A 23,468-nucleotide genomic window follows, 5' to 3' on the forward strand; every position below is an offset into this window, starting at 1 on the left:
TTACGCCTCCAGATACGCGACGGTGGGGGTCACGGAAGCGCGCGGCAGCAGCGCCGAGAGCATCGCCACCACCGGCCGCGCAGACTTCGTCGCGCCACCACCGCCGGCCGGGCCGTTAGTGTAGAGCGTCTCCACCTCGTTGCCGATGCGCACGGCCTCGGCCATGCTGTCGGTGCGGCCGATGACGCGCACGCGCACCTCATGCGGCTCCCCCGCAGCGCGTGAAAGAGCGGCGCCGTGGATCGCATCGATGCCGATCAGATCGAAGCGCAGCTCGCTGGCGCGCACGCCCGTCAGCGCCAGCCGCTCGCGCACGATCTCCAGCGCCAGCCGGCCGCGCCCGACCGCGCCGCCGCCGGCATAGGAGATCTGCCCCTCCCCCACGAAGCCGTCGCGATAGCCGACCGAGACCTTCAGCGTGTCCGGTCGCGCCCGTCCGGTGGCGCCCGCGATCCGTACCCGGTCGAAGCTCTCCTCCGTGACGGTGATGGCGGAGAAATCGGCGATCACGTCCGGGGTGTAGTAGCTGGTCGGATCGTGGATCTCGTAGAGCAGTTGTTCCTTGCAGGTGGCCGGGGTGACGCGCCCGCCGGATCCCGCCACCTTGGTGATCACCGCGCTGCCGTCCTCGGCCACCTCGGCGATCGGGAAGCCGAGCCGGGCGAGCCCGGCCACGTCCTTCACGCCGGGGTCGGCGAAATAACCGCCGGTCACCTGCCCGGCGCATTCCAGCAGATGCCCCACCGCCGTGCCCTTGCCGAGCCGGTCCCAGTCATCCTCGGCCCAGCCGAACTCGTACACCAGCGGCGCGAGGAACAGCGCCGGGTCGGCGACGCGGCCGGTGATGACCACGTCGGCCCCGGCGGCCAGCGCCGCCACGATCGGCGCGATGCCGAGATACGCGTTGGCGGAAACCAGGCTCTCGCGCATGATCGAGACCGGGGCGCCGGTCTCGGTGATCGCCACGTCGGCGGCCAGGAGCCCGGCGAGCACGTCATCGCCGTACACCGCCGCGATCTTCAGGCCGGTCAGCCCGAGTTCGCGGGCGATGTCGCGGGTCTTCGCCGCCGCCGCCTCGGGATTGGCCGCGCCCATGTTGGTGATGATGCGCACGCCGCGGGCCTTCGCCCCCGCCAGCACCGCCCGCATCCGGGCTTCCAGCAGCGGGTCGTAGCCGGCGCCCGGATTGGCGAGCCTGGCCTGCTGGCCGATGGCGATGGTGCGCTCGGCGAGGCATTCGAAGCAGAGATAGGCGATCCCGCCCTTCTCCACCAGTTCGACGGCCGGCTCGATGCGGTCGCCGGAATAGCCGGCGCCCGAGCCGATCCTGATGGTTCGCATGACCGTGTTCCTTGAGCGGATGATGGGGTCAGAGCGGCAGGACGCCGAGGACGACAGCGGCGGCGGTCATGACCAGCGTGGCCCCGAACAGGTAGAGGAAGGCGAATTGCTGATGCTCGCGCAGTTCGATGCGCGACAGCCCGACGACCAGGAAGGTGGCCGGCGTCAGCGGGCTGACCGGGAAGCCGGTGGTCATCTGCCCCAGCACGGCGGCCTGGCCCATGGCGAGCGGGGCGACGCCGAAATGCTGGCCCACTTCCGCCACCACCGGCAGCACGCCGAAATAGAAGCTGTCGGGATCGAACACCATGGACAGCGGCATCGACAGCACCGCCAGCGCCACCGGCAGATGCTGGCCCATGTCCGCGGGGATGAAGCCCACCGCCGCGGCGGCGAGCGCCTTCAGCATGCCGGTGCCGCTCATGATGCCGGTGAAGCAGCCGGCCGCGAGCAGGATCGAGGCCATCATCAGCGCCGCCTTGGCATGCGCGTCGATGCGCTGCTTCTGCGCCTTGACCGCCGGATAGTTCAGCAGCAGCGCGAGCGCGGTGCCGAGCATGAACATCACCACCGGATCGACCCAGCCGCCGATCATGACCGTCATGATGACGGCGGTGAGCAGCAGGTTCGGCACGAACAGCTTCGGCCGGCGCAATTCCAGTTCGGCCTCGGTCAGCGTGCGGGTGGGCGCGGGGGCATCGGCATGATCGGTCAGCCCCAGCCGCCGTTCCTCGCGCTTGCCCAGCAGCCAGGCCACGGTGAAGGCGAACACCCAGCCCACGCCCTGCACGGCGATGAGCGGATTGAAGATCTCCGTGGTGGTGACATGCAGTGCCGCGGCGGCACGGATCACCGGCCCGGTCCAGGGCAGGAAGTTGATGCCGGCGGCCAGCGAGGCGCACAGGGCCAGGATGCGCCGGTCCATGCCAAGCCGCTCGTACAGCGGCAGCATCGCCGGGATGGTGACCAGGAAGGTCACGGCGCCCGAGCCGTCCAGGTGCACCAGCCCGGCCAGCAGCACCGTGCCGCAGGTGATCCGCGCCGGGCGCAGCCCGACCCGCCTGAGGATGCCGCCGATGATCGGATCGAGCATCCCGGCATCGGTCATGATGCCGAAGTAAAGGATGGCGAAGACGAACATTCCCGCGGTCGGCGCGATCGAGGAAATGCCCTTGATGATAAATTTTGAAGTATCAAGCCCAAAACCGGCAAAAAGAGCACCAAGAATCGGAATAACGATCAGTGCGACGATGGGCGACATCCAATCGCGCAGGATGGCGATCAGCATTATGCTGATTACCAGCAAGCAAATCAGTGCCAGCATGACCTCCACTCACATTTATTTGTTTTGGTGTCTTGTGAGAGGGAACCACATCCTCAATTAATACGTCCAAGACATTTGTCTGATAGGTTCATAAACGCATCGCATAAATCCAGGCGCCCGCCACACCCACGGGCCACCCCCAGGCCGTATCGCCGGCAGATTGCCGCCAGCACGCCTTAACCGATTGGTGACCATTGGATCGGATTCTGGGACGCGTACAGGCCAGCGAGACGACGGCATGGTTTCGACATCCCTCTTCCCCCCGACCGGCCCCGAGGGCCCGGCTTCGCGCTTCCGGCTCGCCCCCGACCCGCGCAGCGAGGCGGCGCACCGGCGCCGGTTGTTGCGTGACATCGACGGCGCGGTGCAGTCCAACGCGTTCATCCTGCACTACCAGCCCCGCATCGCGCTCGACAGCGGCGAGCGGACCGGCGCGGAAGCGCTGATCCGCTGGCAGCATCCGCGCCGCGGCATGGTACCGCCGGCCCAGTTCATCCCGATTGCCGAGAAGAACGGGCGAATCGGGGCGATCGGCGGCTGGGTGCTGCAGGCAGCCTGCCGCGAGGCAGCCTCCTGGCCCGAGCCGTCAATCGTGTCGGTGAACGTCTCGGCGCGGCAGCTCGAGGACGGGCTGCTGCTCGGGCAGGTGGCCACGGCGCTCGAACTGTCCGGCCTGGACCCGGAGCGGCTGGAGCTGGAACTGACCGAAGGGCTGCTGGTCGATGTCGCCGTCGACATGCTGCTGATGCTGTCGGCGATCCGCGATCTCGGCGTCGGCATCGCCCTCGACGATTTCGGCACCGGCTTCGCCAGCCTGGGCATGCTCAAGCGCCTGCCGCTCACCACCATGAAGCTGGACCGCTCGCTGGTGCGCAACCTGCCCGCCGATCACGAGGATGCGGCGATCGCGCGGGCCGTGATCGCCGCGGGCCACGCCATGGGGCTGCAGGTGGTGGCCGAAGGCATCGAAACCGAGGCGCAGCGGGCCTTCCTGTCCGCCTGTGGCTGCGACGAGGGCCAGGGCTACCTGTTCGGCCACCCGCTGCCCGCCGGGGCGCTGCGGCCGGGCGGCGCGGCATGATCCGGCCCCGCCTGCGGATGCATGCAAGGCCGGGCTGTTCGCGCCTGTGGTGACGCAGCGCGCCTGAACGGCTTGCAACTTGCCTGCCCGCCGGAATGCGGTCATGTGCCACCCATGATCCGCATCCGCCGCATCGTTCCGACCGCCCCCGGCCTGGGACGCCTCAAGGCCCCTCGCGCCGCATGAGCGATACCGCCACCGAAGCCGAGATCCTCCGCCTGACCGCCGCGCGCGGCCCTGGCGGGTCGATCTGCCCGACCGAGGTCGCCCGCGCCCTCGTCCCGGGAGACGCCTGGCACGGCAAGCTCTCCGCCGTGCGCCGTGCCGCCATCCGCCTCGCCCAGGCCGGCCGGATCGAAATCCTGCGCAAGGGCAAGCCGGTCGATCCGCATGGCGAGATCCGCGGCGTCATCCGCCTGCGCGTCCACCCCACGGAAGCCAGCCCCGGAGACAGCCCCTGATGCAGGGGCCAGCGTGGTCACGGCACGCGGATGCGGGCCGCCCCCTGGTCACGAGGTCGCGCAGCGTGTACGGGCGCGGCGATGTCGGCGTGAACCGCACACGGGCCGGTGCCTGGCGCGCGGCCCCGGATGCCGGTCCCGCCCCCCACTGAGGAGCCCGCGATGCGCAATCTCGCCGAATTCCTCCGCGACGCCTGGCAGCTCGCCAAGCCCTATTTCACCCAGTCCAACGAACGCCTGTTCGCCTGCGGCATGCTGGCCACCGTCATCGCCCTGCGGCTGGTGCTGGTGGGCGCCGAGGTGGTGCTCAGCTTCTGGAACAACGCCTTCTTCACCAGCCTGCAGGAGAAGGACTGGGACAGCTTCATCTCGCTGCTGCTGACCTGGAAGGTCACCGCCGATGGCTGGATCCTGCCCGGCTTCTGCGGCGTGGCGGTCGGCTACATCATCATCGCGGTCTATCGCATCTACCTGACCCAGTGGCTGCAGATCCGCTGGCGGCGCTGGATGACCACCCGCTTCCTCGATGACTGGCTGTCGGACCGGGCCTATTACCGCATCAGCCTGATCCCGCCCCACGACGAGCGCCGCGGCATCGGCACCGAGAACCCCGACCAGCGTATCGCCGAAGACCTCCGCGCCTTCATCGGCGACGGCGTCGAGGGGGTGCGCGGCATCCTGTTCCTCGGCATCGACCTGCTCTCCACCATCGTCTCGCTGTTCAGCTTCATCGCCATCCTGTGGTCGCTGTCGGGGCCGATGACGATCCTCGGCGTCTCCATCCCCGGCTACATGGTGTGGGTGGCGCTGGTCTACGCCATCATCGGCACGGTGCTGACGCATCTGGTCGGCCGGCCGCTGGCCATGCTGAATTTCCGCAAGCAGCGGGTCGAGGCGGATTTCCGCTTCGCCCTGGTGCGCATGCGCGAAAACACCGAGGGCATCGCGCTCTATGGCGGCGAGGCCGAGGAGCAGCGCGGCCTGCTCGCCCGCTTCGAGGCGCTGGCGGCCAACTGGTGGCAATTGATGCGGCGCTACAAATACCTGACCGCGCTGACCGCGGGCTATGGCCAGATCGCCAGCATCTTCCCCATCGTGGTGGCGGCGCCGCGCTTCTTCGCCGGCGAGATCACCCTCGGCGCGCTGACCCAGACCGCGGGCGCCTTCGGACAGGTGCAGGGGGCGTTGAGCTGGTTCGTGGACAGTTACACTACCATCGCCGCCTGGCGCGCCACCGTGGAACGTCTTGCCACCTTCCAGCGCGCCATCACCACCGCCCGCGCCGCCGCGGACGAGGGGGTGCACCTGCAATCGGGCAGCGGCGAAGGCTACGAGTTGCGCGGCGCCACCCTGGCGCTGCCCAGCGGGGAAGCGCTGTTGCAGGATGCCGACGTGGCGCTGCGCCCCGGCGAGCCGGTGATCGTGACCGGCCGCTCCGGATCCGGCAAATCGACCCTGTTCCGCGCGCTCGCCGGCATCTGGCCGTTCGGGCGCGGCGAGGTGCGCCGCCCCGCCGGCCGGACGCTGTTCCTGCCGCAGCGGCCCTATATCCCGCTCGGCACCTTGCGACATGTCGTCACCTATCCCGCGCCGGTCACCGCCCACAGCGACGCGGAGCTGCACGATGCCCTGGCCGCGGTGGGGCTGGACCGGCTGGCCGCGCAGCTGGATGACGAGGAGAACTGGGCGCAGCACCTCTCGGGCGGCGAGCAGCAGCGGCTCGCGCTGGCCCGCGCGCTGCTGGCCCGGCCGGACTGGCTGTTCCTCGACGAGGCCACCGCGAGCCTCGATCCGGAGGCGGAGGCGGCGCTCTATGCGCTGCTGCGACAAAGATTGCCGGAAACGACCATCGTGTCGATCGCGCACCGGCCGGCGGTGGCGGGCTTCCACGAACGCCACCTGGTGTTCGAGCGTGGGCCGGAAGGGCCCGGCCGGCTGGTGGATCGCGCCGCCCAACTGGCCTGACGCGCCACGGGCCGGGATGTGGCATCCCGGCCCGGAACGCACGATTCCCGATCCCTCGTCCCCGAGGAATCAGGAGCGTCAGCCCCGACAGTTCAGGCGCAGGTCGGAGACTATGCTTCCGGCTTGCGCCAGACATCACGACGCGGCTCGGAAGAGCGGCGCGACAGCACGTCCAGGCTCTTGGCCCCACCGAACGGAGCGCTGAGAATGAAGCTGATCCCCCGCTCAAGGGCACCGAATATTTTCGGGTAGCGATTATTTCCGCGGTACAGGAAGTCGAGCCAGCAATACAGGGCATAAAGCAGAAAAACGGTGAGAATCATTCGCACCGTGAAGTCCAGCACTGGGCTGAGTCCAAAGTCCATGTGTAGTTCCCCGGGTTCTGCAGCACCGGACGCCGCCATAATCCGGCGCGACGCCAGGAAACTGTTTTCTTGTGGATTACTTCGGCTTCACGTATTGATCCGACGCGATTTCAAGGCGCCAGCGATCACCCGCGGAGAAGTATCCAAGCCACTCCCAGGTTCCATCCTGGTGGAACGGTCACGCTGACTTGTTCCGTCCGCCAGGCGGAGCTGTGCTGCGCAGCAGACAAGGCAAGGGCTTCGCCCTTGACCCACCAAGGGCCACAAGGCCCTTGGAACCCGCGACGCGCTGCGCGGCACAGAATCATGGGTTCCAAGGGCGAAGCCCTTGGCCCGGTCCAGGGGCGGAGCCCCTGGTGGGGGCGGGGCAACGCCCCGCCAAGGATCAGCGGCCGCTGCGTCCGGCCTGCACGCCGGCGCGATAGGCGGCATCCTCGGACTGCTTGTGCGCGTCGTACAGCAGCCCGCCCGCAAGCCCGGCGGCAGCACCTGCGGCCGCCCCCAATCCGGCGTTACCGCCGATCGCCCCGAGGAGTGCCCCGGCCGCGGCGCCGCCGGTCGTTCCGGTCAGGGCCCGTTGCTGGGTGGGCGAGAGATCGGCGCAGCCCGCGAGCAGCACCACCGTTCCAAGTGCCAGAGCCAATCCGCGCATCATTTCCTCCGCGTATTTGTTGCCGCCGTCGGCGGGCAGGGATAGGCCTGCGACAGATAGCCGGCCAGCCCGTCGGCCGGAGCCAGGGCGGCGCGTGCCGGATCGGCCTTCACCCAGGCGACGAACCCGCCGATTGCCGCATTGCGGCTGGGCGGTGCGGGCGGCATGCAGAACAGGCGCAGGCGTGGATTAGCATCCTGCTCGATCTTCAGCACCGCATAGGCGCCTTCGGCGAAGCCATGGCAGAAATGAATGGCGGCGACGGCGCTGGGATCGGCTGGGTCGCTGGCGCAAAGTGCGGCGAGATCCCCTGCGTTGCGAAGCTGGAAATTCTCCGGGCTCACCGCCGCGCGTGCCCCCCAGGGCAACAGAATCGCGAGCATGGCAGCGGGCAGAAGATTACGGCACCTCATGGTGTCCCTCCGTTCTTCACGGCGGGATCTTGCAACCGTACTGATGTAGAAATCAATCGAAGTTCCCGCGCTCAGACCGGGGTATCGCGCACCACGCCCAGCACCCGCGCGCCGTAGCGTGTGAGCTTGCTGGCCCCCACGCCCTTCACCTCCCCGAGTTCGTCGAGGCTCGCCGGCCGCACCGCCGCGATCTCGCGCAGCACGCTGTCATGGAAGATCACGTAGGGCGGCACGCCCTGTGCCCGCGCCTCGCCCGAGCGCCAGAGCCGCAAGGCGTCGAACAGCGTGCCCCCGGGCTCCTCGGCCATGCCTGGCCGCACCCGGCTGCGGCGCTCGGGGGAACCGCGCCGCCGGTCGCGTTCGATCAGGATGTCTTCGCGCAGCATCACCCGTTCCTCGCCGCGCAGGATCGGGCGCGCTTTCTCCGTGACCAGGGAGAGCGTCGGCAACTCGCCGCTCTCAACCTGCAGCGCCCCCCGCGCGACCAGTTGGCGGATCACGCCGCGCCAGAAATTGCGGGTGCGATCGGCACCGATGCCGAAGGTGGGCAGCCGGTCGTGCTGGCGCTGCAGCACCATCTCGGAGGCCTTGCCGAGCAGGACATTGATCACGTGCCCGGCGCCGAAACGCTGGCCGGTGCGATAGACCGCCGAGAGCAGCTTCTGCGCCTCCACGGTGCCGTCGAAGGTGCCGACCGGGGAGATGCAGTTGTCGCAATGTCCGCAATCGGCGCCGAGATCCTCGCCGAAGCAGGCGAGCAGCGCACGGGTGCGGCAGCCGGCCGTTTCGGTCAGCGCGATCATCGCCTCCAGCCGGTCGTGCATCACCCGCTTCTGCGCCTCCGGCGCCGCGGATTGCGTCAGCCAGTGACGGGCCCGGGCGATGTCCTCGCCGCCGTACAGCAGCAGGGTCTCGGACGGGTCGCCGTCGCGGCCGGCGCGGCCGATCTGCTGGTAATAGGCTTCCGGGCTGTCCGGCATGTCCAGATGCGCGACGAAGCGCACATCCGGCCGGTCGATGCCCATGCCGAAGGCGATGGTCGCCACCACCACCACCGGCTCACCCGAGCGGAACCGCGCCAGTGCCGCGCGCTTCGCCTCGGCCGGCAGGCCGGCATGGAAGACGACCGCGGCCACCCCCTTGCCCTGCAGCCACGCGGCCATGCGCTCGGTCTTGGCCCGGCTGCCGCAATAGACGATGCCGGCCTCGTCCGGGTGCCGGTGCAGCAGTTCCAGCAACTGGGCGCTCTCGGCGCGCTTGGCCTCGCAGGCAACCTGCAGGTTGGGACGGTGAAAGCTGGCGACGAAGACGCGCGCGCCCTGCATCGCCAGCGCCTCCAGCACGTCCGTGCGCGTGCGCGGATCGGCGGTGGCGGTCAGGGCGATGCGCGGCACGCCGGGAAAGCGCGCAGCCAGATCCGCCAGCGCCCGGTATTCCGGCCGGAACTCGTGGCCCCACTGGCTGACGCAATGCGCCTCGTCGATGGCGATCAGCGACAGGCTGCGCCGCTGCAGCCGCTCCAGCGTGCCGGGGCTGAGCAGGCGTTCGGGCGAAACATAGACCAGATCAAGCTGCCCGGCATCGAGCGCACGGCCGACCCGGCGCTGTTCGTCCGGATCGAGCTCGGAATGCAGGGCGCCGGCGGCAATGCCGAGCTGGCGCAGCGCCGCCACCTGGTCGTCCATCAGCGCGATCAGCGGGCTGACCACGATGGCGGTGCCGGGCCGGCACAGCGCCGGCAACTGGTAGCACAGGCTCTTGCCGCCGCCGGTCGGCATCAGCACCAGCGCGTCGCCGCCGCCCATGACATGCCGCACCGCGGCTTCCTGCAGGCCACGAAAGCCGGGATAACCGAACACCCGGCGCAATACGTCGAGCGGCGAGCCGGACCGTTCCACCGCCGCTCCTGTCGAACCGTCGGGCAATCAGGGAGTGCCGAGCACGATGGTCACGCGCCGCGATTCCTGCGCGTCCATGGTGTAGCCGACCTCGCCGCGCGCGCGGATGGTGATGCGCTGCGCCGTCACCCCGCCCGCGACCAGGCCATCGGCGACGACCTGCGCACGGGTGCGGGAAATATCCTTGTTGGCCTGCGCGCTGCCTTCCGGATCGGCGTAGCCGGAAACCACGACCGGGGCGGCGGGATGGGCCTTCGCCCAGTCGGCCGCGCTGGCGATCACCGCCTTGGCCGGATCATCCAGCGCCGCCGAGAACTCCTGGAAGAACACGACATAACGCTGACCGGATGGCTCGAACAGCGAACAGGCCCCCAGCGCGAGCAGCATCCCCAGGATGAACAGACGACGCATGACCGAGTCTCCAAATGGTATGCTGGTACGTTGCCCACCCGTACCACCGGACGTCAATCGCGGGCATGGCCTGCGCAACCCGGATGTCAACGAACCGATTCCATGGCAGGCCCCGAACAGGATGCAGACAGGATGCAGACAGCACAGCCCCCGCACGCAGGGCCTGCGTGCGGGGGCGATGTCCTGCACCGGATGCGACTCGCGGCGGGCCGCTATCCGGCGGCCATCTTCTGCGCCTCCTGAACCACCTTGCCATGAGCCTCGGCAAGATGGTCGAAGTGATGGCGATAGCTGCCCAGGCCCATGGTCTGGCTGCGCAGCTCGATGATGAAGTCGTGCAGCTCCGCCTCGGGCACCAGGGCCTCGACATCGTCCCAGCCGCTCCAGCCCTCACGCTCGCCATAGCCGAGGATCTGGCCACGCCGCCCGGTGAGCAGGCGCTGCGCGGTGGCGGTGTAGCTGTTCGGCACCGTCACGGTGACGCGATGCATCGGCTCCAGCAGCACCGGATCGGCCTTGGGCAAGGCTTCCTGCATGGCCATGCGGGCCGCGGTGCGGAAGGCCATGTCGGAGCTGTCGACGCTGTGGAAGCCGCCATCGACCAGCGTCACCGAGATGTCGACCACCGGATAGCCATAGGCCCCCTTGCGCGCGGCTTCCTCGGCGGCCTCGCCGACCGCAGGGATGAACTGGCGCGGCACCACCCCGCCCACGATCTTGTCGACGAACTGGTAGCCCTCGCCACGGGCGCGCGGGGCGATGTCGATCGTCACGTCGGCGAACTGGCCATGCCCGCCGGTCTGCCGCTTCAGCCGCGCGTGCTGGTGCACCGGCTTGCGGATGGTCTCGCGGAAGCCGATGCGCGGGCGATGCGTGTTCACCCTCACCCCGAAGGCATTGGCCAGCCGCTCGATCGAGGCGCGCAGGTGCAGCTCGCCCTGGCCCGCGAGAATGGTCTCGCCCAGGTCGGCATCCTGGCGCAGCGTCAGGGCCGGATCTTCCTCCACCAGCTTCTGCAGGGCACCGGACAGCCGCACGTCGTCCTTGCGGTCGGCGGTGGTGATGGCCATCGCATAGACCGGCGGCGGCGGCGGCGGGAACGCCAGGTCGGCGTCACCGGCCTCACCCAGCACGGCGCCGGTGGCGACCCCTTCCAGCCGCCCGAGTGCCACGATCTCGCCGCTGCCGGCCTCGAGGATCTTGGTCATCTCGCCGTTGACGGCGCGCCACATGCCGCCGATGCGCCCGCCCTCCAGCGTGGCCCCGTCCTTCACCGGGCCACGCCAGATGCGTGCCCAGGACAGCTTGCCGCCATAACCGGCATTGAGCGTGCGGAACACCTGCACCAGCGGCGCGCCCTCGGCCGCGACCAGATGGCGCTCGGCAGTGCTGGCCGCCGCCGGCGCGTCATGGCGCAGCGCCTTCCACAGCCGGCGCACGCCGTTGTCACGCTCGGCGCAGCCCAGCAGCACCTCGGTGACATGCCCTTCCGCCTCCACCAGGCGCAGCCGCTCGAACACCTCGGCCGGGGTCGGCTTGATGTCGTCGACCACCTTCTCGAGCAGGGCGTCGTCGTGATCGGCCAGCACTTCCACCAGTGCCGCGCGCGCTTCCTGCTCGCGGTCACGCATCGTATCGGGCAGCGCGATCAGCTCGGAGGCCGCCCCCTTGCGATACTGGTAGGCGCGCTCGCTGACGACATCGACATAGCCGGTGACAGTCTCGCCTTCGCGGATCGGCACCTCGCGCAGCACCAGCGGCCGCCGCGTGATCCCCTGCAGCGCCGCCAGGGTATCGCGCACATGGCCGTTCAGGGTGTCGATGCGGTTGACAAACACCATCGTCGGCAGGCCGATTTCCTCCAGCCGGCGCAGCAGCCCCGCCACCGTGGGCACGCGCGCGGGATCGGGGTCGCACACCACCACGGCGATGTCCGCCACCGCCAGCGCGGCCTCGGCCTCGTACGCGGATTCGACCGAACCGGGACAATCGATCAGGGCCCAGGGCTCGTCGAGGAACGTGCAATGCGCAATACGCGTGCTGCCGCGCGGCGCCGCCCCACGTCGGGCGGGGCCGCCAGCGGCGGCGATCAGGGCGTCGAACAGGGTGGACTTGCCGCTGCCGTAAGGTCCGACAATGGCGACGGTGCGGGGACCGGATTGCGCTTGTGACACGGATGCCCTCCTCGGCCGGCTCTGTGATCCCGCCCGATCAGCCGGACCTTATCGTTCGCCAGCACTTCCACGGCATCATGAGCCGGCCCCCGCCGGGTCGCCAAGAGCCTAATTTCCGCCGAAACCGGCAGGAAAACTGACCCAAATCAATGCGCTGTCCGCATGGACGTGGTGTGGGGCGGCGGCTTCAGCCGGCGGCCGCCACCGCCACGCCGCCCGAGATCCGCCAGATCCGGTCCAGCCGTTCCACTCCGGTCAGCCGGTGCGCGATCAGCACCAGCGTGCGTCCCTGCGCCACGTCGTTCAGGGTCGCCATGAAATCACGCTCGGTTTCGGCATCCAGCCCGGCGCAGGGCTCGTCCAGGATCAGGATCGGCGCCTCCGACAGCAGCACCCGCGCCAGCGCGAGGCGCCGCCCCTGCCCGCCGGAGAATTTCCGCCCGCCCTCGCCCACGAAGGAATCGATCCCGTGCGGCAGGTCCCGCACCACCGCGGCGACATGCGCCGCCTCCAGCGCCGTCCACAGCGTCGCCTCGTCGGCACCGGGCCGGGCGAGCAGGAGGTTGTTGCGAATCGTGTCGTCGAACAAATGGCTGGCCTGGCTCAGCCAGGCGATGCGGGCCCGCACCGTCTCCCCGGGCAGGGTGGCGATATCCACGCCGCCCAGCAGGACACGCCCGGCCTGCGGCGCCGCCACTTTCAGCGCCAGCGCCGCCAGGGTGGACTTCCCCGCCCCCGACGGCCCGAGCACGGCAATCCGGCTGCCTTCGGGAATGTCGAGCGTGAGCCCCTCGAACACCGGCGGACGGTCGGGCAGCCAGCGGAAATGCACCCCCTCGAAGCGCAGCGCGCTGCCCTTTGGCGCCACAGCCGGCACGGCCGGATCCGGCACCGGAGGCGCCCCTTCGGCCGCCTCCAGCACGCGCCGCGCGGCGGCGCTGGCATGGCCCGCCAGGGAGCCGGCCAGGGTCAGGCCGGCCACCGCCTCGAACCCCGCCACCACCAGGAAGGCGCCGGCAATGGCCGCCGGCGCATCGGCGATCCAATGCGCGGCGGCGGCCGCCAGCATCACCAGGATGGCGAACTGCCCGCACAGGAAGGACGCGGCAGTGGCCCGCGCCCCGCGCCCGGCCAGCTCGCGCTGGGCGGACAGCAGCGCCGCCTCGCGCGCCTGCACCTGCGCCAGCATGCGCCCCTCCGCCCCGAAGGCCCGCACTTCCCGCAGCCCCGAGATGGCATCCAGCGCCGCCACCCGCAGCGCCGCCGCCGCCCCGGTCATGCGCTCCCCCGCCCCGGCGGAGACACGCGCCGCCAGCAATGGCAGCAGGAAGGCGGACACCGCGAACAGCACCCCCACCGCCACCGCCAGCACCGGATCCAGCTCGGCCAGCAGCAGCGGCAAGCCGATCACCAGGATCAGCGCACAGGAAAGCGGCAGCAGGATGCGGATATACAGCCCGTCCAGCGCCTCGACGTCATTGACCAGCCGCGCCAGCACATCGCCCGCGCGGCGGAACCCGAGCCCACCAACGGCGCTGCCGGCCAGGCCCCGGAAGAACCAGACGCGCAGATCGGCCAGCGCGCGGAAGGTCGCGTCATGCGCGATCAGCCGTTCCAGGTAGCGCAACACCACCCGCACCGGCCCGAGCCCGCGCAGCAGCACGGGGGCGGTGACGACGGCACCGGTGACCAGCCCGGCCACCATCCCACCCGAGACCCCCATCAGCGCCATGCCGGTGGCAAGCGCCCCGAGCGTGACCAGGATCCCGGCGAACAGCCAAAGCGCGCGCCCCCGCCAGAGGGACAACACGCGCAGGAGCGGCGGAGTAAGGGGAGTCATGATTGCTCCATCGCGCCGGTCCGCGGCGTCGTCAACGGTGCAGGAAAGGCCAGGGCTCCGCCCTGGACCTGCCAAGGGCCACAAGGCCCTTGGATCCCATTCTCGCTGCGCGGCACAGAGTCATGGGTTCCAAGGGCAAAGCCCTTGGCCCGGTCCAGGGGCGGAGCCCCTGGCGGGGCCGGGGCAGCGCCCCGGGCATGGTCACCCGTCGATGCGCGCGAGCGCCGCGTCCAGCCGTGCCATCTCGTCGCGGGCCGCCTGCAGCCGCTCCCGGTTTTCCTCGACCACCTCTTCCGGCGCGCGCGCAACGAAATCGGCGTTCGACAGTTTCTTCTCGATCTTTTCGGCCTCGGCCGCCGCCTTGGCGCGATCCTTGCGCAGCCGGGCGCTCTCGGCGGCGATGTCGATCAGCCCGGCCAACGGGATCACCACCGTCGCCTCGCCCACCACCGCCTGGGCCGAGCCGTGCGGCACCTCGCCATCGAGTGCTTCCAGCGACGCCGCGCGGGCCAGCCGTCCGATCGCCTCGATCCAGCGCTGGCCGCGGGCAAGCGTCTCCGGCGCCGCGTCCTTCAGCAGCAGCGGCGCCCGCTGCGACGGCGGCACGTTCATCTCCGAGCGCACCGCGCGCACTTCGGAGACCAGCCGCACCACCCAGTCGAGTTCAGCGCGCGCCTCGGCCGCGCCGGGCACTTCGAAGGGGGTAGGCCAGGACGTGCGGATCAGGCTGCAGTCCGGGCCGTAGCCGAAGCGGTCCCACAGCTCCTCGGTCACGAAGGGCATGGCCGGGTGCAGCAGGCGCAGCACCAGCCCGAGCACATGCGCGGCGGTGCTGCGGACCTCGGCGGCCTCGGGGCTGTCGGCGTTGGCCAGCACCGGCTTGGCGAATTCGACGAACCAGTCGCAGAAGGTGTTCCAGGTGAAGCGGTACCCGGCCTGGGCGTATTCGTCGAAGCGATAGGCTTCCAGCGCCGTCGTTGCCTCGGCGATGGCCGAGGACGCGGCATCCAGGATCCAGCGCGTCAGCGGCAGGCTCGCCTTGGCCGGATCGAAGGCGGGATCGGGCGCCACGCCGTTCATCTCGCAGAACCGCGCTGCGTTCCACAGCTTGGTGACGAAGCTGCGGTAGCTCTCCACGCGGCTCGGCCCGAGCTTGACGTCGCGGCCCGGTCCGGTCAGGGCGCAGATGGTGAAGCGCAGGGCGTCGGCGCCGTAGCGGTCGATCAGCTCCAGCGGATCGATGACGTTGCCCTTCGACTTGCTCATTTTCTGGCCGCGCTCGTCGCGCACCAGGCCGTGGATGTAGATGTGGCGGAACGGCACGTCGCCCATGAAGTGCAGGCCCATCATCATCATCCGGGCGACCCAGAAGAAGATGATGTCGAACCCGGTCACCAGCACGTCGCCCGGGTAGTAGCGCGCGACCTCGCGCGTCTGCTCCGGCCAGCCGAGCGTGGAGAAGGGCCACAGCGCCGAGCTGAACCAGGTGTCCAGCACGTCCTCGTCGCGGGTCAGCGCCGCGTCATGGCCGTAATGGGCGCGGGCGGCGGCGAGGGCTTCGTCCTCGGTCTTCTCGACGAACACCGTCCCGTCCGGGCCGTACCAGGCGGGGATGCGATGCCCCCACCAGAGCTGGCGGCTGATGCACCAGGGCTGGATGTCGCGCATCCAGGCGAAGAAGGTGTTCTCCCATTGCTGCGGCACGAAGCGCATGCGGCCCTGCTCGACCGCCTCGATGGCCGGCTTCGCCAGCACCGCGGCATTGCAGTACCACTGCACGGTCAGGCGCGGCTCGATCGGCACGCCGGAGCGGTCGCCGTGCGGCACCTGGTGCAGATGCGGCTCGGTCTTCACCAGCAGCCCAAGCTCTTCCAGCTTCTCCAGGATCGCCTTGCGCGCGGCGAAACGGTCCTGGCCGTCCAGCGAGCGCACGAAGTCCGGATCGGCGATGCCCGGCACCGCGGCCAGCACATCCTCGATCTCGGCGAGGGTGACGCGGGCCTCGCGGTCGAGGATCGAGGGCATGGGCACGCTGTGCCGCTGCCCCACCTGGAAGTCGTTGAAATCATGCGCGGGGGTGATCTTCACCGCGCCCGTGCCCTTCTCGGGATCGGAGTAGGTGTCGGCGACGATGGGGATGCGGCGGCCCACCAGCGGCAGGATGGCGAACTTGCCCACCAGGTCGCGGAAGCGCTCGTCCTCGGGGTGCACCGCGACGGCGGTATCGCCCAGCATCGTCTCCGGCCGCGTGGTGGCGACGGTGATGAAGCGGCCCGGCTCGCCCTCGATCGGGTAGGTCAGGTGCCAGAGATTGCCTTTGACTTCCCGGCTCTCGACCTCGAGGTCAGAGATCGCCGACTGGAATTTCGGATCCCAGTTCACCAGCCGCCGGTCGCGATAGATCAGCCCCTGGCGGTACAGCGTGACGAAGACCTCGCGCACCGCCGCCGAGAGCCCCTCGTCCATGGTGAAGCGCTCGCGCGGCCAGTCGAGCGAAGCGCCGAGTCGGCGCAACTGCCGGGTGATAGTGCCGCCCGATTCGGCCTTCCACTGCCAGACGCGCTCGACGAAGGCCTCGCGCCCGAGCGCCTGGCGGCTGCTGCCCTGCCCGGCGAGCAGGCGTTCCACCACCATCTGGGTGGCGATGCCGGCATGGTCGGTGCCGGGCTGCCACAGCACGTCCCGGCCCTGCATGCGCCGCCAGCGGATCAGCGTGTCCTGGATGGTGAAGGTCAGCGCATGTCCCATGTGCAGGCTGCCGGTGACGTTCGGCGGCGGGATCATGATGGCGAAGGGCGTGGCGTTGCTGCCTGGATCACAGGCGAAAGCGCCCGACGCTTCCCAGCCTTCGTACAGGCGCTTCTCGGTGGTGTCGGGGGTATGCGTCTTTTCCAGCATGTCGTTTCTGCCCCGGTCGGCTCGCGGCAAATGAGGAGGGGCCGCCGGGGTCCGGTGGCCGGAGAAAAGGTCGGGCGCGACGCGATCAGGAAAGCGAGCGGCCGACCAGGCGCTCGATTTCCAGGCGTACCAGACGCTCGACCAGCGGAGGGAGATTCTCGTCGAGCCACGCCTTGAGCAGCGGGCGCAGCTCCTCGCGCACCACCTCCTCGACGGTCGGGCCGCCACGGTGGATGGCCAACGGCGGGGTCGCCGCGCTGCGCTCACCCAGCGTGCGGACCAGCGCCCCCAGGGCGGACGAGGCGGCGGCGGCGACATCGGGCGCAACCAGCCCGGTGGCCGGGGCGGCATTCACCGCGGGGGCCGCGACGGCCACGGCCGGCGGCGGCTCCACCGGCGGGGATGCCGCGCCGTTGCCCCCGGACGGGGCAGCGGCGGATGCGGCGGAGGGGTCGGAGATGATCATCGAGGCATCGAGCGCCAGTATCTCGGCCTGGTCCGGCGCCGCCGGCGCGGCAAGCTGCGCCGGGCGGGACGCCGAAGCGGCCTCGTCCTCGTTGAGGATGCGTCGGATGGAGGCAAGGATATCCTCCATCGAGGGATCGGCATTGCCGCCCGCGGTCTGCGGGGCGGGGGTCTGGCCGGGCGGGTTGGACGCGTTCATGCAGCCTGCTTCCTCGATCCGACCGGGTACGGCGTCAGGGTCCTGGTCCGGCTCACCGCCCGGGCTGGTTGGTCGCGTAGTCACCGGTGCCGATCCAGCGATCCCGCACCGCCCTGTAGTAGGCGGCATCATCATACAACGGCACGTTAAGGTTCAGGTCGCGTGCGGTCAGGCGGCCGACGGCTGCGGCAACGGAATAACTGGCCGTCACCAGATTGGCGAGGTTCTGCACCAACGTTACCCGAGAGTTGAGCAGGGCCTGCTCAGCGTTGAGCACATCGAGGGTGGTGCGGCTGCCGACGATTGCCTCGCGCTGCACGCCTTCCAGGGCGATCTGGTTGGAGCGGATCTGCGCCCGCGTGCTCTCGATCGTGGAGCGGGCGGAGTTGTAGGTTTCCCAGGAGGCGATGAGCTGCTGGACCGCGGTGCGGCGGGCGTCATCGACGGTCTTGCGCGCCTGCTGCTGCTGCTGGCGCGCCTGGCGGATGGCCGAGTACTCGGACCCGCCCTGGTAGATGGGCACGGTCAGCGTGGCGAGGATCTCGCCGTACTTGTTGGTCAGGTCCTTCTGGGTGACGTCCTCGGCGCGGGCGACGGTCCCCTGCAGGCTCACGTTCGGCATCAGGCGGGCGTATTGCAGGTCGAAATTGTCCTTGGCCGCGGACTCGTCGAACAGGGCGGCCACAACTGCGGGGTTGTTGGCCGCGGCCACCGCCTTCGCCTCGTCGATGCCGCGGACCGGCAGGCGCAGCGGCTGGGGTTCGATCAACGCCCCGGGCAGTTCCCCGACAAGGCGCTGGTACTGGGCCCGCGCCGTCTGCAGGTTGCCTTCCGAGGTCTGCCGCTGCGCCGTGGCGCCGGCGAGCGCCGCCTCGGCCTGGGCGACGTCGGTGCGGGTGATCTCGCCCACGCGGAACCGGTCGTTGGTGGCCTGCAACTGGCGCGACAGCACCTGTTCGTTGTTGATGTTCAGCGCCAGCACCTGCTGGTTGGCGATCACCTGCACGAAGGCGTTGATCGTATCGGTGAACACCTGCTGCTCAGAAGCGATCAGGCGGGCGCGTTGCGCCATCACCTGGTTCTCCGCCCGGTTGGTGCCGGCACGGGTCTGGCCGCCCCGGTACAGCGGCTGGGTGAGCTGCAACTGCTCGGTGTTGGTGCCACGGGCCACGTTGCTGCGGAAGGTCTGGCCTTGCGCCCGCTGGTAGTTGTGCCCGTCGACATACCCGGCATTGGCCGTGAAGCTGACCTGCGGGCGCCAGCCGGCCAGGGCCTGCGGCACGTTTTCGTCCACTGACCGCAACTGGGCGCGGGCGGCCTGCAGCGAGGGGTTGTTGGCGTAGGTGGTGGCGAGCGCCTCCTGCAGCGTGCGCGTTTCTGCCGCGGCTGGCCCGACCAGGCCGATGGCGATGCCAATAGCGAGACCCGAACGCAGAAGCATCCTTCGACCCTCATTCCTTGCTGCGCAGCGACTCCGCGGGATGGCGGGCGCGGCGACACGGCCGCACCAACACGGCGACGACAGCGCGACTCTCATTCATCTGCCACAGGCCCGGTCGGCGCGCCACGGTTTTGGCGGGCGATCGATCCGGCAAGGCCGGCAATATCGGCCCGGATCAGAATATGAAACCGGGTACGTACCGCATCGGGGGCAGGATCGGGGTTGCGCAGTCGAAGACCGGGCGCGAGGTCACCGCCGGCTCGTGCCCCCCCCGCTCGCCGATCACCGCCTGGCCGACGCGGCCGGCCACGACCCGCACGCCCACCAGCCGGCCGCCATCCTGGCGGAGCTGCTCGGGGATGGCGGGCGGGAGCTGTTCGAAGCCTCCCTCGATGACGATCAGGTCGTACGGGGCGCCCACCCGCCAGCCCGCGGCAAGCGGGCCGACGGCAATCTGCACCTGCGGCGCGAGCGCGGGCAGCACACCACGGGCCAGCCGCAGCAGATCCTCGTCTTCTTCCAGCGCGACCACGCGCGCGCCGGTCGCCGCGATCACCGCGGCGCCGTAGCCGCTGCCGGCACCGACCACCAGCACCCGCTCGTCCGGCTGCGGATCGGCGAGCTGCACCAGCCGCGCCAGCACCATCGGCTCCATCAGGCAGCGGCCGTTCGCGAGCCGGACATCCTCGTCCACATAGGCGAGCGGCGCCAGCGCGGGCGGCAGGAAGCGCTCGCGCGGCAGGCTGCGCATGGCGCCGATGACGCGCGGGTCGGTGACCTTGTTGGGGCGGAGCTGGCCGTCAACCATCAGGTTGCGGGCATCGGCGGTGTCGATGACGTGACGGTTCATGGCGGCGCCGGGCTGTTTGGGGGCGGGTTCTTATAGGAGCGCCCGCCCGGAACGCCAAGCGCCGCAGCGACGGGCTTGACCCGGCGCCGCGGGCGAACCATAACCACGCCCTCTCGGCACCGGTCCGGTGGCAGAGTGGTGATGCAGAGGACTGCAAATCCTTGTATGCCGGTTCGATTCCGGCCCGGACCTCCATTCGCCTCCCGGCAGGCGCGGCATGAGAGCCCCCTCCCTGGACGGTGCCCCGGGTCATTCCTCCCATCGGAACCGATCTTCGGCACCTGATGCCGGCAGCCTGAAGGGCTGACCGGTATGCGCGCGGGGATGGTGGGGCGGCCGCGCGCGCAACCAAAGACATACCAGCCGGCCGCCCGCACGCGAATGGGTCAATACTTCGGCCGACTGGGATGACCTGTGGCATGCGCCCCCGATGGTTCGCATGCCACAGGTGCCGGCTCAGCCCTGGTTGCGGGCGATCGCTTCCTGGATCAGCCGGCGCGCTTCGGCGGCATCCCCCCACCCGACCACCTTGACCCACTTGCCGGGCTCGAGATCCTTGTAGTGCTCGAAGAAGTGCTGGATCTGCTCGAGCGTGATCGCCGGCATGTCGGTGTAATTCGCGATCCGGACGTAACGTTTGGTGATCTTGGAGGTCGGGACGGCGATGATCTTCTCGTCCCCGCCGCCATCGTCCTCCATCTTCAGCACGCCGACCGGGCGGACATTGATCACCGCGCCTGGAATGATCGGGCGGGTATTGGCCACCAGCACATCGATCGGGTCACCATCATCCGACAGCGTGTGCGGCACGAAGCCGTAATTGCCGGGATAACGCATCGGCGTGTACAGGAAGCGGTCGACGAACAGGGTGCCCGCCGCCTTGTCCATCTCGTACTTGATCGGCTCGCCGCCGATGGCGACCTCCACCACGACGTTGATGTCATCTGGGGGGTTGTTGCCGATCGGAATTGCATCGAGGCGCATGGGTCATCTCCTGTCCCGGCACGCGGCGCGGGCGGCACGAAGGTGGTTACCGAGGGGCCCGGTTACACCCTCTTTGTGCGCCCGGAGCAACCATGCTCCTGCCGGCCGGCCCGCGCGGGCGTCAGGTTTCGGGGAAAATGAACGTTTCCCATGGCGTCTCGAACAGTGCCACGACATCAGGCGGCAGGCGAAGGCCGCGCGGGTCGTCGGCGATCAGGGCCGAGGTCTGCGAGGCATGCGCCGCGATCGCCCGGCGTTTGGCCGGCAGATGCGCGCCGATGTCGAGGCGCACGCCGCGCGGCGCAGGCCCCGGAATCGCCGCCGAATCGAGTCGCCAGCCCCAGATCGGGAACCACGCCAGCCGGGCGCCGGCGTCCCGGCAGGCCAGCCACGCCAGCTTCGCCGCGGCCTGGTGATCGGGATGGGGATCATGGATCCAGGTCGTCAGCAGGGTGCGGGCCCCGCTGACCCGCAGCAGGGCAAGCAGCGTCGCGGCGATGCCGCGGAACGCCGGCCCCGCCCGCGGCACGGCCCCGTCGAGGCAGCCGAGAAAGCTGATATCCTCCGCGCGCACCCCGAGCACCTGTAACGCCGCCGTGACTTCCCGCGCCCGCAACCGGGCCAGCCGGGCCGGCGGAAAGCGCCGCGAATCGGGATGCGATCCCGAGCCGTCGGTCAGCACGGCGACATGGACACGCTGCCCGCGCGCGCGCAGCGTCGCGATGAGTCCACCGCAGCCAAGGGTTTCGTCATCCGGATGCGGCGCCAGCACCAGCACGGGCGCCGTGCCGGCGACCACGTCATCCAGCCCGCACGCCGGAAACGCCGCCAGCACCGCCGCGACCGTCCTGGCCATGCCCGGCCAATCCCCTTCCCTCACCGCGCCGGCCCGAACGCCCTGGCCGGCACGATGGTTGCGGTCGCAGGCCCCCCGGCCCGCGCCGATCGACGCTCCCGCGTAATTGCACGTCCTCATCCGTTCCGGGGTGCAACATATTCGGATAAACGCCCCCGGTTCGCCAGGGCGCGACACGGCACCATCGGCCGGACCAGAAGGAAGCGAGCATGCCGTTCGCCGAGGCCGAAGAGGTCGACGTCATCGACGCCATCGTCGAGGCTCTCTTCGCCTTGCCCGCACCGGACGAAGCGACGCGGACCATGGCCATCCTGTGCCTTGCCGATGCCCTGGCCTGCGCGCTGGCGGCGCTGGTGGTGCCGGCCTGCGGGCGGCTGCTCGGGCCGGTCGTGCCGGGGACCACGGTGCCGAAAGGCGCGCGCGTGCCGGGACGCGCGGGCGGGCTCGATCCGATCAAGGCCGCCTTCGATACGACCGTGCTGATCCGCTGGCTCGGCATCAACGACACCTCTCCGTCGGGGGGCCATCCCTCCGACACCATCGGCACCATCCTTGCGGTGGCCGACCACATCAGCCGCCAGCGCCGCGCCTTCGGCGAGCCGCCGCTGCACATGGACGCGGTGCTGCAGGCGATGGCGCTGGCCTACGAGATCCACGGCGCCCTGATCGAGACCAGCCGCCGCGACCGCCCGCATGGCGAGCCCGACGCGACCGCCGCGGTGCGGATCGCCGCGACGGCGGTGGCCGTCCGGCTGATGGGAGGCGGCCGCGCCCAGGCCCGGGCCGCGCTGAGCCATGCCCTGCTCGAGGGCAGCCTTCCCGCCCCCGCGCGTCGTGCCGCCGCCGGCGCGCGCCGGCTCTGGGCGGAGGCGGATGCCGGGGCACGGGGCATCATGCTGGCCTGGCTGGCGATGCGCGGGGAGACCGGCGTGCCGAAACCAGCCGCCGCGCGGCCGCGCCGAAGCAAGGCCAGGACGGCCGGGCCACGCCCGGGCCTGGCGCGCCCGCTGGGGTATTTCTACCTGAACCGGGTGACCCTGCGCCTGCTGCCATGCCATGCCAGCGCCACCACCGCGGTCGAGGCGGCGTTGCGGCTGTCGCCCTGGTTCCGCAGTGTCGCCCCCCGGGTCGCCAGCGTGAACGTGGAAACCCATGACACGGCGATGCGCCGCACCGTCGTCGGCGGCACCCTGCTCACCCCGGCGTCCCGCGAGCGCAGCCTGCCGTACACGGTGGCCACCGCCCTGCTGCAGGGACGGCTGGAAAGTTCGGACTATTCCGACGCCACCGCCGCGAACCCGGCCTTGCAGGCCCTGCGCGCCAGGATCCAGGTCACCGAGAACGCCGCCTTCACCGCGTCCCACCACGACCCCGGCCAGGGCACCGCCGCGAGCGCCGTGCAGATCGTGCTGAACGACGGCACGTGTTCCGTGCGCGAGAAGGTCGCCATTCCGATCGGCGATGCCCGCCGCCGCCAGGAAGCCACGCCGCTGGTGCACGCCAAGCTGCTCGACCTGGGGGCGCAGGTCTGGACAGCGGGACGGCGCGAGCGGGTGCTGGCCACGTTGAGCGATCCCGAGCGGCTGCAGGCGATGGCCGTGGATGCCTTCATGGACCTGATCTCGGGATAGCTCGGGATCGTCGCTGATCTGGTCTGCATAAATCTTGTCCAGGGCTGCGGTCCTGCCATTCCAGGCGGCAGAAGGCCATGCCTGTCGCCGCACCGGAGATCGTTTCGATAAGCGAAATCACCCCAGGGCGCCACCGGCGGTACGGGCTTCGTGAGAGGTTCACGAATTCGAAACGGACTCCCGCAAAACGTCACGTTGTCCACGGAAAACGTCTGCTAC

At 70.1% G+C, this 23,468-nt stretch carries 19 protein-coding genes and 1 tRNA gene; 5 read left to right on the top strand and 15 right to left on the bottom strand.

Going from position 1 to position 23,468, the window contains the following annotated elements:
• Together NBY65_RS02300 and NBY65_RS02305 are read right to left on the bottom strand one after the other, a co-directional pair.
• Complete coding sequence (locus NBY65_RS02300) at positions 1-1,341, bottom strand: acyclic terpene utilization AtuA family protein (protein WP_150044479.1); 1,341 nt, start codon at positions 1,339-1,341, stop codon at positions 1-3.
• Positions 1,342-1,369: 28 nt separating this feature from the next.
• Positions 1,370-2,665 carry a CitMHS family transporter gene (locus tag NBY65_RS02305; RefSeq protein WP_150044477.1) on the bottom strand — a complete coding sequence of 432 codons (1,296 nt, stop codon included), beginning with the start codon at positions 2,663-2,665 and terminating at the stop codon, positions 1,370-1,372.
• 238 nt (positions 2,666-2,903) lie between these two features.
• On the opposite strand from NBY65_RS02305, the gene NBY65_RS02310 reads away from it, so the two are divergent.
• From NBY65_RS02310 to NBY65_RS02320, 3 genes are all read left to right on the top strand, one after another.
• On the top strand, positions 2,904-3,746 hold the full coding sequence (locus tag NBY65_RS02310; RefSeq protein WP_150044475.1) for an EAL domain-containing protein: 843 nt from the start codon (positions 2,904-2,906) through the stop codon (positions 3,744-3,746).
• 182 nt (positions 3,747-3,928) lie between these two features.
• Positions 3,929-4,207 (top strand): DUF3253 domain-containing protein, encoded by a 279-nt coding sequence (locus NBY65_RS02315; protein ID WP_150044473.1) that lies wholly within the window; start codon positions 3,929-3,931, stop codon positions 4,205-4,207.
• A 162-nt stretch (positions 4,208-4,369) separates the two neighbouring features.
• Complete coding sequence (locus tag NBY65_RS02320; protein ID WP_150044471.1) at positions 4,370-6,172, top strand: ABC transporter ATP-binding protein/permease; 1,803 nt, start codon at positions 4,370-4,372, stop codon at positions 6,170-6,172.
• 110 nt (positions 6,173-6,282) lie between these two features.
• Here NBY65_RS02320 and NBY65_RS02325 read toward each other — a convergent pair whose 3' ends face one another.
• The 11 genes from NBY65_RS02325 to NBY65_RS02375 form a co-directional block, all read right to left on the bottom strand.
• Positions 6,283-6,537, bottom strand: coding sequence for a hypothetical protein (locus NBY65_RS02325; protein WP_150044469.1), 255 nt, complete (start codon positions 6,535-6,537; stop codon positions 6,283-6,285).
• Positions 6,538-6,922: 385 nt separating this feature from the next.
• Positions 6,923-7,189, bottom strand: coding sequence for a glycine zipper family protein (locus NBY65_RS02330; RefSeq protein WP_150044467.1), 267 nt, complete (start codon positions 7,187-7,189; stop codon positions 6,923-6,925).
• Complete coding sequence (locus NBY65_RS02335; protein ID WP_150044465.1) at positions 7,189-7,572, bottom strand: Rap1a/Tai family immunity protein; 384 nt, start codon at positions 7,570-7,572, stop codon at positions 7,189-7,191. Before NBY65_RS02335 ends, NBY65_RS02330 begins: the two co-directional genes overlap by 1 nt.
• 101 nt (positions 7,573-7,673) lie before the next feature.
• Positions 7,674-9,500: a DNA helicase RecQ gene (gene recQ, locus NBY65_RS02340; protein ID WP_150044463.1), complete on the bottom strand. Its 1,827-nt coding sequence runs from the start codon at positions 9,498-9,500 to the stop codon at positions 7,674-7,676.
• Between the two features lie 27 nt (positions 9,501-9,527).
• Positions 9,528-9,911, bottom strand: a complete 384-nt coding sequence (locus NBY65_RS02345) for an OmpA family protein (RefSeq protein ID WP_150044461.1) — start codon at positions 9,909-9,911, stop codon at positions 9,528-9,530.
• A gap of 212 nt (positions 9,912-10,123) precedes the next feature.
• Entirely contained in the window at positions 10,124-12,085 is a 1,962-nt protein-coding gene (locus NBY65_RS02350) for an elongation factor G (protein ID WP_150044459.1), read from the bottom strand.
• A 187-nt stretch (positions 12,086-12,272) separates the two neighbouring features.
• On the bottom strand, positions 12,273-13,925 hold the full coding sequence (cydC, locus tag NBY65_RS02355) for a thiol reductant ABC exporter subunit CydC (protein WP_150044457.1): 1,653 nt from the start codon (positions 13,923-13,925) through the stop codon (positions 12,273-12,275).
• Between the two features lie 201 nt (positions 13,926-14,126).
• Positions 14,127-16,823, bottom strand: a complete 2,697-nt coding sequence (locus tag NBY65_RS02360; RefSeq protein ID WP_150045136.1) for a valine--tRNA ligase — start codon at positions 16,821-16,823, stop codon at positions 14,127-14,129.
• Between the two features lie 85 nt (positions 16,824-16,908).
• A complete protein-coding gene (locus NBY65_RS02365) occupies positions 16,909-17,487 on the bottom strand; it encodes a DUF2497 domain-containing protein (RefSeq protein ID WP_162530849.1) in 579 nt (192 codons plus the stop codon).
• Between the two features lie 52 nt (positions 17,488-17,539).
• A complete protein-coding gene (locus NBY65_RS02370) occupies positions 17,540-18,928 on the bottom strand; it encodes a TolC family outer membrane protein (protein ID WP_150045138.1) in 1,389 nt (462 codons plus the stop codon).
• A gap of 175 nt (positions 18,929-19,103) precedes the next feature.
• Positions 19,104-19,778 carry a protein-L-isoaspartate O-methyltransferase family protein gene (locus tag NBY65_RS02375; protein WP_150045139.1) on the bottom strand — a complete coding sequence of 225 codons (675 nt, stop codon included), beginning with the start codon at positions 19,776-19,778 and terminating at the stop codon, positions 19,104-19,106.
• Positions 19,779-19,899: 121 nt separating this feature from the next.
• Between NBY65_RS02375 and NBY65_RS02380 the strand changes: the two genes are divergently transcribed.
• Positions 19,900-19,973: transfer RNA gene (locus NBY65_RS02380), tRNA-Cys, on the top strand.
• A 261-nt stretch (positions 19,974-20,234) separates the two neighbouring features.
• Here NBY65_RS02380 and ppa read toward each other — a convergent pair.
• Both ppa and NBY65_RS02390 read right to left on the bottom strand, forming a co-directional pair.
• On the bottom strand, positions 20,235-20,762 hold the full coding sequence (gene ppa, locus NBY65_RS02385; RefSeq protein ID WP_150045140.1) for an inorganic diphosphatase: 528 nt from the start codon (positions 20,760-20,762) through the stop codon (positions 20,235-20,237).
• A 121-nt stretch (positions 20,763-20,883) separates the two neighbouring features.
• Positions 20,884-21,618 carry a PIG-L deacetylase family protein gene (locus NBY65_RS02390; RefSeq protein ID WP_150045141.1) on the bottom strand — a complete coding sequence of 245 codons (735 nt, stop codon included), beginning with the start codon at positions 21,616-21,618 and terminating at the stop codon, positions 20,884-20,886.
• 209 nt (positions 21,619-21,827) lie between these two features.
• Here NBY65_RS02390 and NBY65_RS02395 point away from each other — a divergent pair, with 209 nt between their 5' ends.
• Positions 21,828-23,249, top strand: coding sequence for an MmgE/PrpD family protein (locus NBY65_RS02395; RefSeq protein ID WP_150045142.1), 1,422 nt, complete (start codon positions 21,828-21,830; stop codon positions 23,247-23,249).
• Positions 23,250-23,468 lie beyond the last annotated feature (219 nt).

The organism is Rhodovastum atsumiense, assembly GCF_937425535.1.
In the GTDB taxonomy this organism is placed as follows: domain Bacteria; phylum Pseudomonadota; class Alphaproteobacteria; order Acetobacterales; family Acetobacteraceae; genus Rhodovastum; species Rhodovastum atsumiense.